The 13,591-nt window shown below is 43.6% G+C and carries 13 protein-coding genes and 1 pseudogene; 9 read left to right on the top strand and 5 right to left on the bottom strand.

Features of this window, described 5'->3' with window-relative positions:
• Positions 1–101: 101 nt before the first annotated feature.
• Positions 102–1,385: a pectate lyase gene (locus tag MHI21_RS18505; protein ID WP_341163448.1), complete on the bottom strand. Its 1,284-nt coding sequence runs from the start codon at positions 1,383–1,385 to the stop codon at positions 102–104.
• Positions 1,386–1,747: 362 nt separating this feature from the next.
• On the opposite strand from MHI21_RS18505, the gene MHI21_RS18500 reads away from it, so the two are divergent.
• Entirely contained in the window at positions 1,748–2,485 is a 738-nt protein-coding gene (locus tag MHI21_RS18500) for a cyclase family protein (RefSeq protein WP_342418701.1), read from the top strand.
• A gap of 160 nt (positions 2,486–2,645) precedes the next feature.
• Here the strand turns inward: MHI21_RS18500 and MHI21_RS18495 are convergent, their stop codons facing one another.
• Positions 2,646–3,059 carry a DUF4183 domain-containing protein gene (locus MHI21_RS18495; protein WP_165178642.1) on the bottom strand — a complete coding sequence of 138 codons (414 nt, stop codon included), beginning with the start codon at positions 3,057–3,059 and terminating at the stop codon, positions 2,646–2,648.
• Between the two features lie 446 nt (positions 3,060–3,505).
• On the opposite strand from MHI21_RS18495, the gene MHI21_RS18490 reads away from it, so the two are divergent.
• Positions 3,506–4,156, top strand: a complete 651-nt coding sequence (locus tag MHI21_RS18490) for a DUF4183 domain-containing protein (RefSeq protein ID WP_342418700.1) — start codon at positions 3,506–3,508, stop codon at positions 4,154–4,156.
• 50 nt (positions 4,157–4,206) lie between these two features.
• Here MHI21_RS18490 and MHI21_RS18485 read toward each other — a convergent pair.
• A pseudogene (locus MHI21_RS18485) lies at positions 4,207–4,404 on the bottom strand (hypothetical protein); the annotation flags it as partial.
• A 193-nt stretch (positions 4,405–4,597) separates the two neighbouring features.
• Here MHI21_RS18485 and MHI21_RS18480 point away from each other — a divergent pair.
• Positions 4,598–5,182, top strand: a complete 585-nt coding sequence (locus tag MHI21_RS18480) for a TetR/AcrR family transcriptional regulator (protein ID WP_134902645.1) — start codon at positions 4,598–4,600, stop codon at positions 5,180–5,182.
• A gap of 74 nt (positions 5,183–5,256) precedes the next feature.
• On the top strand, positions 5,257–5,838 hold the full coding sequence (locus MHI21_RS18475) for an NAD(P)H-dependent oxidoreductase (protein ID WP_328800547.1): 582 nt from the start codon (positions 5,257–5,259) through the stop codon (positions 5,836–5,838).
• A gap of 431 nt (positions 5,839–6,269) precedes the next feature.
• On the opposite strand, the gene MHI21_RS18470 is transcribed toward MHI21_RS18475, so the two are convergent.
• Both MHI21_RS18470 and MHI21_RS18465 read right to left on the bottom strand, forming a co-directional pair.
• Positions 6,270–6,905, bottom strand: a complete 636-nt coding sequence (locus tag MHI21_RS18470) for a LysE family translocator (protein ID WP_071642325.1) — start codon at positions 6,903–6,905, stop codon at positions 6,270–6,272.
• 302 nt (positions 6,906–7,207) lie between these two features.
• Positions 7,208–8,401: a glycoside hydrolase family 5 protein gene (locus tag MHI21_RS18465; protein WP_342418699.1), complete on the bottom strand. Its 1,194-nt coding sequence runs from the start codon at positions 8,399–8,401 to the stop codon at positions 7,208–7,210.
• A 335-nt stretch (positions 8,402–8,736) separates the two neighbouring features.
• Between MHI21_RS18465 and MHI21_RS18460 the strand changes: the two genes are divergently transcribed.
• The 5 genes from MHI21_RS18460 to MHI21_RS18440 all read left to right on the top strand — a co-directional run bounded on the left by MHI21_RS18460 (position 8,737) and on the right by MHI21_RS18440 (position 13,486).
• Complete coding sequence (locus tag MHI21_RS18460) at positions 8,737–9,759, top strand: substrate-binding domain-containing protein (protein ID WP_341163453.1); 1,023 nt, start codon at positions 8,737–8,739, stop codon at positions 9,757–9,759.
• A 320-nt stretch (positions 9,760–10,079) separates the two neighbouring features.
• Positions 10,080–11,330: a PTS ascorbate transporter subunit IIC gene (locus MHI21_RS18455; protein WP_165178635.1), complete on the top strand. Its 1,251-nt coding sequence runs from the start codon at positions 10,080–10,082 to the stop codon at positions 11,328–11,330.
• 90 nt (positions 11,331–11,420) lie between these two features.
• A complete protein-coding gene (locus MHI21_RS18450) occupies positions 11,421–11,762 on the top strand; it encodes a cupin domain-containing protein (RefSeq protein WP_023989787.1) in 342 nt (113 codons plus the stop codon).
• A gap of 118 nt (positions 11,763–11,880) precedes the next feature.
• The gene (locus MHI21_RS18445; protein ID WP_029515623.1) at positions 11,881–12,324 is read left to right on the top strand and encodes a HEAT repeat domain-containing protein; all 444 of its coding nucleotides are present in this window, start codon (positions 11,881–11,883) and stop codon (positions 12,322–12,324) included.
• Positions 12,325–12,493: 169 nt separating this feature from the next.
• On the top strand, positions 12,494–13,486 hold the full coding sequence (locus MHI21_RS18440; protein WP_165178633.1) for a Gfo/Idh/MocA family oxidoreductase: 993 nt from the start codon (positions 12,494–12,496) through the stop codon (positions 13,484–13,486).
• Positions 13,487–13,591 lie beyond the last annotated feature (105 nt).

The following is a 13,591-nucleotide window of genomic DNA, read 5'->3' as shown; positions in this document are numbered from 1 at the left end:
TGTTCTCTCCGTGTGGAATCCATTCTACGGAGGAAACAGCCTTTTTGGTGTAAAATCGCAGGTTGTAGGAGCCTGTAGTTATTTGTGTTAGCGGGCGGTGCTTACAGCTTACCGGAACCGGCTTGGGAAGTGACTTCTGCCTTCACGCTAGCGGATGGGGAAATCTTATCGTTCAGCGATGGTTTCCAGCCTACAGAGGAGCTAAGACCCACGCTGGAGCCTGCGTTAACAGCTTGTCCATTCAGGATTGTGCCCGTATCTGACAGGGCAGTTCCTCCAAAGACAGTCACGATTTTAGCTGCAGATAAACCGGCAACGTCAATGACATTGTTTTCGGCGAAGATTTTGGAGGATTTACCTGCGCCCCATATATACAGTGAAGGATATTCGGAGCGCTTTACATCACCTGTATAGTAATTGTTGTACAGATGGACTTGTCCATACCGTACACGTGGTGTGCGTTGTACCGTGTTTTCATAATAGTTGTGATGCAAGGTTACACGTAAAGCCCCTTCGTCTGCTGTTTTGCTGTCACTGTTGCCAATAATCGATGATTTATCATGATCGTAAAAATGATTGTAAGAAACCGTAACAAGATCGCCTTGGTTAATCACATCGAGAAGTCCATCATGATGCTGGTATTCTTGGCCGTAAAAGGTGCCATTTTGGCTATCGGGGTGAGATCCATCATTGAAGGTATTGTGGTCTACCCACACATGTGTGGCCCCGTTAACTGTAATACTGTCATATTCCGAATTCCAATTGCCTGTGCTGCCGTCCGTTGGGTCCCACTGAGGAAAATAATCGTAGGCATCCTGGAATTCGATATTACGGATAATAACGTTGTCTGTCCCTTTTTTCAGTTGGAAGTTTGCGCCATTAATGACCGCGTCGCTTCCTAGACCGACAATCGTAGTATTGGACGGAATTTCAATGACGACACGACTGGCCTGATTTTTTTGTGAAGCCTCACGTGCCTTTTCCAATGTGCCAGACGGGGCCTTTTTACCCCATGTGGACGGGTCATACGCTTTGAGGTAGGCGTCAAACTCATATTTAGAGTCCTTGTAGTCGTTCAATCCTAACGGTTTATTATTGTCATCGACGTTGGCGTTGATCGTGCCTTTGACATAAATGATTTTAGGCGTACTATTGCTGTTTTTGCCCAAAGCATCAACAAGTTGTTTGCGATTCGTTACGGTGAAAATATTGGAGGTAGTCGCCGCAGCTCCACCTGTTGTGCCTGTAGAAAAGGCTGCCCATCCGTTTTTGCTGCCGAGCGTCTCCTTGCCAATATCGCTGGCTGCATGAGCAGGTGCACCTATAGGAGCCAGAGTAGTGAACAGTAGAGCCGCTGCGATTCCGAGTGAAAATCTCTTTTTCATAATATACCTCCGTATAGTGGATTAATGGAGTAGATGAACGAAGGGAGTCCCGGGTGCTCCTGTGGTTTCTACATTTTCTATCATACTTTGTGTTCCAGTATTTGTTAATATAATAAAAGTTACATACTAAAATTTTTGTCGAATTTTTTATATAATTCAATAGACCCCTTCTTTTTCCAATCAAGACGTATATGTAATAATGAAAACGTTAACAATCACACGGAATAGGAAATGTATATATGAATATATGGAATTGTTTATGTGTTTTTCTCAGAATGTTAACGATTTCATTTCGATTTATAGATTTTTGAAGAATCCTCAGGTAAAATGGCTTGTAATAAAGCTGAGGAGGAATGGGCATCATGGCAGAGCATTTAGCAGATATTTTGAAGTTGTTGAAGCAAAAAGAATGGGTAGATTTGTCCCACGCTTTTTATCCTGAAATCCCTCATTTTCCAGTATTCGATAATGTTCAGGTGGATACCCTGTTTACCCACGACAATGGCTTTTTTGTAAAACAATACTGCTTTCCCGGTCAGTATGGGACTCATATAGACGCACCCGTTCATTTTGTGAAGGGCAAACGTTACTTGCATGAGCTTTCGTTGAAGGAGCTGGTATTGCCGCTAGTTGTCATTGACCGTTCAGCAGCCGTTGCAGCCAATTCTGACTATGAACTTACGGTTGCGGATATTTTGGACTTTGAGAAAGAGCATGGACGCATTGCTGATCAGTCCTTTGTCGCTTTTCGCAGTGACTGGAGCAAACGTTGGCCTGATTCAGATGCCTTCTCAAACAAGGATGACGCTGGAGATGCACACTGTCCGGGCTGGTCGCTGGAAGCGCTACGCTTTTTGGTAGAAGAACGGAATGTAGCTGCCATTGGACATGAAACACTAGATACTGATTCCTCTGTAGCTTATCGCAATGCTGGCAAGCTGGTAGGGGAATATTACATATTGGAGCAGGATCGGTATCAAGTTGAGGTGCTGACGAATTTGGACAAGCTACCCCCGACGGGCGCGGTCATATATAATATTGTTCCGAGCGTTCAGGATTCCCCTGGATTTCCGGTGCGCTCCTTTGCTATTTTACCTTAACCATACAGTACCCAGTCATTTAAAAACGATTATATAATCATCTTGAACTAAAAGACCGATTCAGATATCGACATCTGAATCGGTCTTTTCTAGCTTATATGGGGTAATGTACAGCGTGAATGACCGTTCAGTCCATCTTGAATCAAAATAATGAAACGTCTTAAGTGATAATAGTGACCGTAGGCGCAGAGATGGTAGGCTGAGTTGTGATAGAAGAGGTCGTGCCGCTAAAGTCGGATATTTCTATAACAACTGGGACACCTGGTGTAATATCTACGGAGGCAATGACCAAACTTGCTGTGGTTAGGGTGAATAAGGAGCTTTGCTGAATAACTCCGTTAATATAAAAATTAGAAGAATCCGTAGCCGCTAATGTCGGCAGAGCAACAACTGGAGCATCTGCGTCATCAACAAAGCTTGCGGCAGGAACAGTTGTTGTTGTTGCGCCGATCATCCCGGCTGTAATGGTTGCAAAAAAACGAGTCACGGCTGGGGTTACAGTCGTGGTTACGGCACCACCAGTTGCTACGGGAGCAGTAGCTACTGCTGTATATACAGGTTTTATGATTGGCATGGTTCTTATCTCCTTTCTTTGTGGTATGAACCATTTTGCTGGCTCTTAATCAATAAATGATTTTTTAACCTATTTGGAAACGGCATATTAACCTTTCTATTAATAATAGGGTAAATGGAGAAGCCCTATTTTGCTACAAATATAAATGGAAGCGGATACTTGGGATCGGCATGCTACAAATGCCTAAAACCCTAAAGGGGGATATGCATACAATACATAAATAAGCATGTGAGAAGGAGGTGTATACGGCTGGTATGAGGAGACGCGATTCATCACTAAGAAGGCAAGGAAAGAGAACTGTACATTGCAAGATCAACAAACGTAAAAAGTGTAAAACAAGTTATCCATTCAAAGGTAGAACAAAAACGGGCTTCCATGCCAAAAAGCTTCCAAAGCTAATCATGCAACGGCGGTGTAGAAATATTCCTGTCATGCGGAGGAAAAGAATGGGCCAGACTGGAAAGCGAGGTGTTCCGGGTTCGGCAGGAGCACAAGGCATTCCCGGTTTGACAGGGTTACAGGGTGAAACTGGTTTGACAGGAGTACAAGGCATTCCAGGTTTAGCAGGAGCGCAAGGCATACCGGGAACTGCGGGAGCACCGGGAGTCCAAGGAATACCAGGAATACAGGGTTCAGCAGGAACACGGGGAGCGCCAGGAGTGCCAGGTCCGGCTGGAGTTCAAGGTATTTCAGGTGCAACAGGTGCACCCGGCCCTACTGGAGCACAGGGTATAGCGGGCCCTACTGGAGCCCAAGGTATAACAGGCCCAACCGGCCCGGCAACTGACATTTCAAATATTGAAATTGTTCCTACGGCTGAGCGGTATTTTTATTTTGCGCCTGCTACAATTGAATCTTCAATCACGATTATGGCAGATCAATTTTCTGTAGATGGTGTACAGGAGGTCTTTCAGCGTTTTAATGTCGGAAGCAACAGTTACGCCAATCTATACATTAATGGAATGATACAAGAAAGCATATTGTACAGCCTGACACCTGCATCGCTGACGATTCGCCTTAACGAAGGAGAGGCAATTCTCTCCGGCACACCTATTATTGTGGAAATTGTTCGGTTTAGTGTGCGATCCAGTGGATGATACTGTTCGCGGTGAGGCAACCCAGAGGCAGATATAGCTGTTTCTTGGGGCAACGAGCCTTTGCGTCCGACATGCCAAAGCTGTAGACTATCTTTGGAGCCTTGGTCATGGATGGCTTGCACGACTTTTTGCAGCGGGGAAATGTGCTCGTCGCTCCATATACCGAGACTGCCTGAGTCTTTTCCCTGCTGGGTGACTGCATGCACCTCAAGCATAATGAGCCCCACCTGTCCTAGTGCCCGTTTTATTCGGTTACATATCTATTTTATATGAATAAAATGTGGTGATACACGTATCATTTAAACGTATTTAAGAACATCCACTTATGAAAAATGGTATTTTTGGTTAATTACAATAGATTTTAAATGAAGGTATTAAAGAAGGAATGAGCCTGCATAAATATAATTTGCATTTTAGTTAGTTATCACTTACTATAATCTTATGAATAAGAAAACACATATAGACAGCAAAAAGAAAGATATTCTGCAGGCAGCGATGTGCTTATTTGCAACCAAAGGAATTGACGGGATTTCGGTCAAAGAAATTGGAGAGGCTGCTGGTGTGACGGATGCCGCGATTTATAAGCATTTTAAGAGTAAAGATGCGATGGCCTTGGAAGTATTCGGGCAGTATTGTAATAGCTACACCACATTAATTGACTTCTATCGCAAGCAGAGTGGGAGCTTCGTGAGTCGTTTCCATCAACTGGTGGATGAAGTGCTGGATATGCATGATGAGGACCAGTATGGATTGCTTCTACTATCACAGCACCATGAGCTGTATGTTGAAGCAAGTCAGAGCCAGAATGTGCGTCAGCCGCTGGAGGCGTTGACTGAATTCATCGAACAGGGGATTCAACAAGGTGAACTGCCGAAGCAGGATGCTCAGCTATCCGGTGTGCTCATCATTGGAGCTATTACACGCTTGTCCGTGTCCAGCCTGGAAGGTGAACTTCCACAGCAGTTGGTTCCATTTGCAACAGAGGTCAAACAACGTTTAACTGCTTTATTAAGTAAAGGTCAGTAGTGACCTTTTCTTTTTAAATATAAAGTTAGTGTTTTCTAACTAAAATCATAATATGAAGGTAGGAAGTGGTTTATATGTCTAAAAAAATATTGGTGATTCAAGGGAATCCGGTCGCTGGCAGTTATGGAGAAGCGTTGGCTCAATCCTATGTAAAAGGAGCGAAGGCTGGAGGGGCAGAGGTTCGTTTGTTGCAGCTATCCGAGCTTGATTTTAATCCAAATCTATTAGGTGGATATCGTAATAAATTGCCGCTGGAACCTGATTTGATCCAAGCACAGGAGTCGATTAAATGGGCAGAACATCTCGTTTTTGTCTTTCCGATCTGGTGGGGCAGCTTGCCTGCATTAATGAAAGGATTCATTGACCGTACCTTTATGCCGGGGTTTGCGTTTAAGTATCAAAAAGGAAAACCCCTGCCTGACAAGCTTCTAAAAGGAAGAACGGCCCGCCTCATTACAACGATGGACGGTCCACACTGGTACTACCGATTTTTCCAGGGACAGCCTGGGCATCGAATGATGAAGGATTCCACGCTGCATCTATGTGGTGTCAAACCAGTGCATTCTACTGCGATTGATCTCATGAATAAATTATCGGATCAGCAGCGCAACGATTGGCTGAGCAAGGTGGAGCAGTTGGGACGAAGCATGAGCTAGGTTTTCACCTGCCCCAAATCCATTGGCCTACAGGTAAACCATGACGGTAACCGATCATAATTGACCTGCCAAAAGGAAAAAGACCACAATGGGAGCAACTGGCCCGCATTGTGGTCTTTGGAATAGCTCATGTTTTGCAATCAACGTTATATAAATATCGATGCAACGATTAAAATAAATCCGATCGCTAGACCGGCAGGGCCCCAATAATGCATGGGGATAAAAAACAGACTGTGCTGGGTTCCCATTCGATGGGAAATTTACAATGTGTAAAACTGGAAAGAAGGCGTCAAGAAGAAGAGGAAAGCTTAGCTGTTATTGTACTGTTTTGATTCTTGAAAAAAATATGACCACCATTTAGCTATAGGCGGTCATATGATGAATCCAAAAACGTTCCTGTTAGTGGAACATTTGAGAACAATTATTCAGGTCTATTGAGGAGCCTTTGTTCGAAGAAGATTTAATCCTAATCCGATGAAGATTATCCCGGTTATTTTGTTTAAATAGCTGCTAAGCCTTTGGTTGACTTTTATTTTATGGGTAATGTAAGAGGAAAAATAGGCAATAAACAAGCACCATAACAATCCAGTGAACGAAAATGTAAGTCCTAAAATGATAAATGGAATGGGCCCAGAAGCCTTTGTATCAATAAATTGTGGAAGAAAGGCAATGAAAAACAAAGAAACCTTGGGATTCGTAAGACTGGTCAACATCCCTTGTAGATATGTTTTTCTGTTGCTGTGTTGTTTATTGGATTCAGATGCTCTAAAACTTGCATTTGTTTTATCTAATAGCATTCTAACCCCTAGATAAACTAAATAAATAACTCCAATTATTTTAATCATGTTGAACACGATAATTGACTTTGTAAGTATAATTGATAAACCAAAAGCAACTAACAACGTATGGATCAAAGAACCACTAATGATACCGAAAACAGAATACACACCGGCTTTTCTCCCCTGTGCAATGCTTTTCCCAATTATATACATGGTGTCTGCACCAGGAATTAGATTTAGGAGGATTCCAGTAAGCAAAAATACTTCATAATTTACGATTCCAAACATTTTGTGAACACCACCTATTCATTATGAAATACATTAAAAGGTAATGATAATTTAGTAAATAGCTCATTGTCAATCTTCAATATCTGTTATACGTATATGTAAGTTTACCTAAAAAAACCGCTTTTCACCCCTCTATAGGTCTGGCATGACCTGATCCTGAAGGGGGAAAAAGCGGCTTTTATAATGAGGATACTACGTAGTTACTCATTCACGATAATCAGCAAAAAACATGGGCAGTCTGTCCTGTGTCAAATGCCCAAAGGATGGGCCGTTGTCATACACCCGCGGAGCAGGCGACAGGCTTATTCGGCGGTTGCTTTCACTTGTTCCGCTACGAAAATAACAGGCTTCATAATTCGACTCAGCATATCTTGCTTCGGACGATTCCAGGTAACCCAATCATCCAGTAGCAGACCGCCTGTGTCGCCGCTATTCGGATTCAGGGACCAGTACGTAAAGTACAGGTTGTTGGCACCAATATAGTCTACGAGTGCATTTTGCCATTTCCCCTCAGTAGTAGACAAATCAACATTACGACCGCCGAATTCACCGACCAGCACCGGAGCTATGTTTTGCTTGCTGATGTAGCCCCAGGTTTGATCCCAGATCGCTGGCAAGTTGGACGGGAAGGCCGGATCGTTGAACCATGGCTGCGAAGACACACCAGGGCCGTAATCATGTGGAGAATATACGACACGGTTCGGTACGTCCAGAACGACAGGATAGTTGGCTACACCTGTCAGGTTGCCACCCCACCAGTATTGGCTATTGTTGCCTTGTACATTGTGGTCTACACCTTCTACGAGAATCAGCCAATTCGGATTCACGGACAGAATCGCATTCCCTGCACGTTGTGCCGCCAGACGCCAGTCTGTGGAGGCATTGCCTGTACCCCAGCTTGCTTGACCGTGTGGCTCGTTGTGCAAATCCGCACCAATGACGGTTGGGTTGTTTTTATAACGTTCAGCCAACATTTTCCAGTCACTAATCCAGCGAGACTCAGGGTACTGGGATGTGTACCACAGCTCGGATTGCCCACCTGAGCTTGGACGGTGACGGTCAAGGATAATCTGAATACCGCGTTGTCCAGCTTTTTCGATCAGCTTGTCCATAATTTGAATCGGAGTTAATCCGACCAGATCAGGGTTTTTGTGATAATCAATACTGTCTGGACGAGAACTGGAATCGAACAACTGATTGCTGTAAGGCAGACGAATCAGATTGTAGCCTTCTTTCTTCACTTGATCTAGCATGTCGTCCATTGAACGGCTCCACAGTCCATGCAAGGTATAATTAGGGGTTTCCAGACCGAACCAGTTCAGGCCGTTAAATGCCGCTTCTTTCCCGGATTCGTCTACAATCTTGTTTCCTTGGGTGTGATAATATCCTTTCACACTGGCTGCATCTGCTGAAGCGGGAGTATAGCCATACAGTGTGAAGCCCATTACGAGGGAGGCAATGACGAAAAATGTTTTTTTCAGTCCTTTTTTCTTCATGTTTTTGCTTCCTCCTTTATATGAATGTTTTTGTAACCGATTACAATTTCATTTTATGTTCAAATCTTCCATCAAACAAGTTCATAAAATTCGTATATTTCTAAGATTTCGTTCGAATTCAATAGATTCGTAGCAACGGATGGTTAAGCTAAGTGTCCAGCTTTTGTGGGAGCGGTTGTTTAGGGGCTGAGGGCACGCTCTAACTCCTCATTTATTATATTTTCCTGCTGTAAAAGAAGGTATATAATAAAGTGAAATTCACTTTACATACAGGTTGCAGAATTATATTTGAAAATTAATACGCCTGACATGCAGAAAAAGAAAGGAGGGTAATTATGGTGACAACGATGAAGGAAGTTGCAGAACGTGCCGGGGTGTCGAAGAGTACAGTTTCGCAGTTTCTGCAAAAGAGGTACAACTATATGAGTGAAAACACCAAGAAGAAGATCGAGCAAGCGATTGAGGATCTCAGTTATATACCTAATGAGGTGGCACGTAGTCTCAAGCAGAAGAAGACCTTCATTGTGGGGGTTATTTCTTCAACCATTTTATCGAGATTTACAACAGAAGTCGTGCGTGCCATTGAAGATGAATGCCAACTGGAAAATGTCCAGGTCATTGTCTGCAATACCGATGATGATTCGCTCAAAGAGAAAAAGTATGTCCAGTCGATGATTGCTCGGCAAGTGGATGGACTTATCATTTTCCCGACGGAAGAGAACAAGAAATTATATGTTTCCCTTGTCAAAAATGGCTATCCTTTCGTGTTTGTGGACCGAAAAATCGATGAAATCAGCGTAGACACAGTGCTGTTGAATAATGAAAAGGCCAGCGAGCTTGCGGTTGAAGCACTCATTGAGCATGGTCATAACAACATTGGGATTATCACGTTCCCCTTAGGCAAAAAAGCGATCACCACACGAAGTGAGCGGCTGTCAGGTTATCGAAATACGTTGGGCAAACATGACATATCAGTGAATGAAAACTATATCAAAAGCGGCAGGTTGGATGAAATGCCTAATCTGATTGGACAACTATTCCACATGGAGAATCCGCCCACCGCAATTATTGCTACGAATGACATGATTTTGGAGCAGGTGCTGATTTATGCAAAAAATAATCATCTGACCATACCTAATGACTTTTCCTTGATTGGCATCGATGATGTATCCTTTGCATCTTTTTATAATCCGCCGATCACAACCGTTTCCCAGCCGAGTTTTGAAATGGGGAAAAGAAGTGCGAGGCTACTGCTGGAGAAAATTGATCAAAAAGAACAGGATCTTGAGGAGCTGTCAGAAATCATCCGAATGAATCCGGTCATTAACCACAGAGAATCTGTCCAAAAACTGAACTGAATGATTGAATAAGTCCTTTTCATCTTTTTGAAAACGTTTTTATAAATTCTATTGTAAAAAGAAAATAAAGAGCTATAATGATCTTATGATTCGAGTCATGAATACCCTTTCATTTATGTATGTCCTGATTTTAGTGATGATTGTGATTGAAGAGAGGGGAGGAATGGAACTTAACGAATAATGTATGGGGTAAGTTGTGATTTAATTCACAAAAAATGATTCTGCTTCTTTTTACATTCCCGAGAGGGAAATTTTTTTCGAGTATTACTAAATCGATTTAGTAAGAATGGAAAATAAATAAAAGAAAGTCGGAGATCACTATGAAAATGTTTATGAGCATTATCAGGGAGCCATCCATCATTATCGCGATTGTGACATTACTCGGCCTTATATTCCAGAGGAAGAAAGTATCAGAGATCATTACGGGAACTACCCTTTCTTTTATGGGTTTCACCATGATCAAGGTCGGCGGCGGCATTTTAGGTGGCGTTCTCACTAACTTCAGCCAAATTTTTTCTTATGCGTTCAACCTTAAAGGTGTCGTACCAAGCAATGAAGCCATTATGGCACTGACCATTGATCAGATCGGGGCGGATGCTGCGCTCATTCTACTCTTTTCCATGATCCTTAACATCGTGCTTGCACGCCTGACCAAGTTCAAGTACATTTATTTGTCTCTTCACTTGATTTTGTTCATGAGCTTTGCCGCTACAGCCGTTATGAAAGGTCTGGGTCTCAGTTCGCTGACTACGATTATCGTCGGTTCTTTGGTAATTGGGAGCTATATGGCGGTGTTTCCTTACCTACTCCGGAATGCCAGCAAAAACATTATTAAATCGGATGAATATACGATTGCTCATGCTTCCATGACCTCTTACATTCTGGGTACCTATTTAGGGAAAGTTTTTGGCAACCGTGAAAATGACACCGAAAATGTGAAAATTAATGACCGCATCAGTTTTTTGCGCGACCCCAATGTTGCAACGACCTTGACGATGCTTGTGCTTTTACTGGTATCTGGACTGGTTGCTGGTTCTGATTATGTCAGCAAATTATCGGATGGCAAAGAATATATCGTCTTCATTCTCGAACAGTCAGCTATTTTTGCTGCCGGCTTGTATATCGCAAAAGCAGGTGTTAAGCTTTTTACAACTGAAATTGTACCCGCTTTCAAAGGCTTCTCCCAAGTGTTCGCACCTGGAGCAATCCCTGGTGTGGATGTTCTGGTACTGTTCGATAAATCACCCAATTCCGCGTTGGTAGGCTTCTTGGTCAGCTTCTTCACAGGCGTTGCCTGCGTCTTTCTTTTCCCGTTTATCGGATTGCCTGTCATTGTGCCGGGGATCATGGCCTGCTTCCTCGCTGGTGGTGCAGCCGCGATATTCGGCAATTCCAGCGGTGGTTTCAGAGGAGCTGTTATTTCCAGTTGTCTTAATGGATTCTTGCTCTGTCTGCTGCCGGCCCTCACCTTGCCGCTCTTTTCCTTTTTGGGTGCCGAAGGAGTAACATTCGCCGATCCCGACTTTACTACCCTTTCAGGAGTACTTTGGCTTATTTTCCGCTGGTTTTAAACTAAATCGATTTATGAGATTTTTCCAAAATAACTTATCTAAATCATTTGCGTCAAAATCATTTGCGCTTAAAAAGAGGAGGAATTATCCATGTTTTTTAACGATCAAGATATTCAAATTGATATCGTTGACAGTAATACCACCCGGAAAGTGCTGGCCCACAGTGACCAGCTTATGTATGTCAAAGTGATGTTTGCTAAAGCCCAAACAGGGGAGATTCTGTTGCATAAGCATGTCCATGAACAAGTCACTTATGTAATAAAGGGAAGCTTTAAGTTCATGATCGATAATGGCGAAACCAAGGAAGTGCAGACCGTCAAAGAAGGAGACAGCATCCATTTTCCATCCGATACTCTTCATGGCTGTATCCCACTGGAGGATGGCGGTATTCTGCTAGATGCATTTACACCAGCACGTGCAGATTTCCTGTAACGTCCGATCATTTCATTTTTATCTTTTTTAGAAGAAGACCTGCAAGTATGTTATATTTAACAAACGGCAATCGTGATGAACAGTAATATAGTGATTTTTAGAAAAGGATGAGATGATTTTGGAGAACAACGAAACTCAGCAAGAATTTGCAGAAGTATATGAGCAGCTTAAAGTAGCTGCAAACCGAACCTCCGATTGGAAAACACGCCTAGCCGCGGTAAATGATCTGGGTGCATGGAAGAACCAGCAGACGATTGACTTGCTGACACACCGTTTGAATCATGATACGGTATATGCCGTTCAGGAAGCCGCTTACCGCAGACTTCAGGAATGGGGCGAGAATGTACAGCCGCCTGTGCGCAAAGAGGGTGAACTTGTTAAGGGTCTGACGAAGATTCTGGTGCGGATTAAAAAAAGCCTACCAGCCGACCATACCTATAACGATTTTCGCGAGAAGCTGCACAAGATGAGAGTCGATATTTATGACATCTACGAAGGCGACAAGGGTGCTGAATTTGATCAGTGGCTGGAGCAAAAATGGGCTTCGTTATCCACAAGATAATGTCTGAACCCTGTAATTGAATGTATTTTTAAGGATTGTTGCTGGTGATGCAGACAGAGCCTTAACAAGGATAAGGAATTATCTTTGTTAAGGTTTTTTTATATATATACTTCGGCAATATGGTACGATGGGATCGGATTATTTTAGTGTGTACATGGGAGGGACTAACATGAGCAAGGCGAAGCTGTGTTTTATCGGGGCTGGCTTTCACGCTTCAACGAATATATATCCTGCTGTTATTGGGGCAGGTGCTGAAATTCAGGCGATTGCGACTAGAGATCTAAGCAGATCGAAGACGGCACTCCAGCGGTTTGGAAGCAGTGGCACACCTTATGACAATTACAAGGCTATGCTGGAGCAGGAAGACTATGATGGAGTTGTCGTGATTGCACAAGCGGCAGATCATCCTTCGCTCGTACTAGACTGCATTAAGGCTGGAAAACATGTTTTTGTAGACAAGCCACTGGGCTGGAATGCCGAGGAAGCGGCCCAAATTGCAGATGCGGCAGAAGCAGCGGGTGTCGTGCTGATGGTCGGTTTCATGAAGCGCTACGCGCCTGTATACATAAAATTAAAAGAATTGATTGAGGGTGGCTCACTTGGAGCCGCACGCTCGTTTCAGGCGAAATTCCTCGTGGACAGTACCCTGTTTTGCAAAACTGGCGAAGATTTCATGAAGCTGGCGGCGGTTCATATGGTCGATCTGGTACGTTATTTGTTTGGAGAAGTGGTGCAGGTTACCGGATTTGCGAACGATAACGGCGAGTGTATTTCCCATACGATTGCCCTGAAATTTGAAAATGGTGTAGTAGGTAGCCTATACTTCGCAGGTATGACAGCATGGACACGCGAGAGCGAAGGGTTCACGGTAACCTTTGATCATGGTTTTGCGAACGCGGATGAGGTGAATACACTGATCATTCACAAGTCGGAGAGTCATACAGAGCTTCCTTGGAAATCCCTTGCGGAAAACGATACGGTTCTGACACCGTCAGCCTCCGCGATGTCGGGCGGATACCGTGATTTGTACTTGCGCGGTTTTGTTGGTGAAATCGCACATTTCATGAACTGCTGCCAAGAAGGACGGACGCCTGATTCAAGTGGACGGGATAACGTGAAAACGATGGAGCTGTGCGACCGCATTTTGGCTGCGCTCCAATAGGATACCCATTTCATATACAAGTTTCGGAGCCTAGACGGTACCTTAGTTTGGGTGATTTGAAAGAAGCTTCGGTGTAACTGGTCAGTAGATGGCTCCTGCATTTGT

The organism is Paenibacillus sp. FSL H8-0168 (assembly GCF_038592955.1).
In the GTDB taxonomy this organism is placed as follows: domain Bacteria; phylum Bacillota; class Bacilli; order Paenibacillales; family Paenibacillaceae; genus Paenibacillus; species Paenibacillus polymyxa_B.
The sequence above is the reverse complement of the archived record's forward strand: the minus strand, read 5'-3'. Positions and strand labels throughout refer to the sequence as shown.

Excerpts from the sequence above, each read along its gene's own strand:
- MHI21_RS18505 (WP_341163448.1), bottom strand. The coding sequence starts at position 1,385 with ATGAAAAAGAGATTTTCACTCGGAATCGCAGCGGCTCTACTGTTCACT.
- MHI21_RS18500 (WP_342418701.1), top strand. The coding sequence starts at position 1,748 with ATGGCAGAGCATTTAGCAGATATTTTGAAGTTGTTGAAGCAAAAAGAA.
- MHI21_RS18495 (WP_165178642.1), bottom strand. The coding sequence starts at position 3,059 with ATGCCAATCATAAAACCTGTATATACAGCAGTAGCTACTGCTCCCGTA.
- MHI21_RS18490 (WP_342418700.1), top strand. The coding sequence starts at position 3,506 with ATGGGCCAGACTGGAAAGCGAGGTGTTCCGGGTTCGGCAGGAGCACAA.
- MHI21_RS18480 (WP_134902645.1), top strand. The coding sequence starts at position 4,598 with ATGAATAAGAAAACACATATAGACAGCAAAAAGAAAGATATTCTGCAG.
- MHI21_RS18475 (WP_328800547.1), top strand. The coding sequence starts at position 5,257 with ATGTCTAAAAAAATATTGGTGATTCAAGGGAATCCGGTCGCTGGCAGT.
- MHI21_RS18470 (WP_071642325.1), bottom strand. The coding sequence starts at position 6,905 with ATGTTTGGAATCGTAAATTATGAAGTATTTTTGCTTACTGGAATCCTC.
- MHI21_RS18465 (WP_342418699.1), bottom strand. The coding sequence starts at position 8,401 with ATGAAGAAAAAAGGACTGAAAAAAACATTTTTCGTCATTGCCTCCCTC.
- MHI21_RS18460 (WP_341163453.1), top strand. The coding sequence starts at position 8,737 with ATGGTGACAACGATGAAGGAAGTTGCAGAACGTGCCGGGGTGTCGAAG.
- MHI21_RS18455 (WP_165178635.1), top strand. The coding sequence starts at position 10,080 with ATGAAAATGTTTATGAGCATTATCAGGGAGCCATCCATCATTATCGCG.
- MHI21_RS18450 (WP_023989787.1), top strand. The coding sequence starts at position 11,421 with ATGTTTTTTAACGATCAAGATATTCAAATTGATATCGTTGACAGTAAT.
- MHI21_RS18440 (WP_165178633.1), top strand. The coding sequence starts at position 12,494 with ATGAGCAAGGCGAAGCTGTGTTTTATCGGGGCTGGCTTTCACGCTTCA.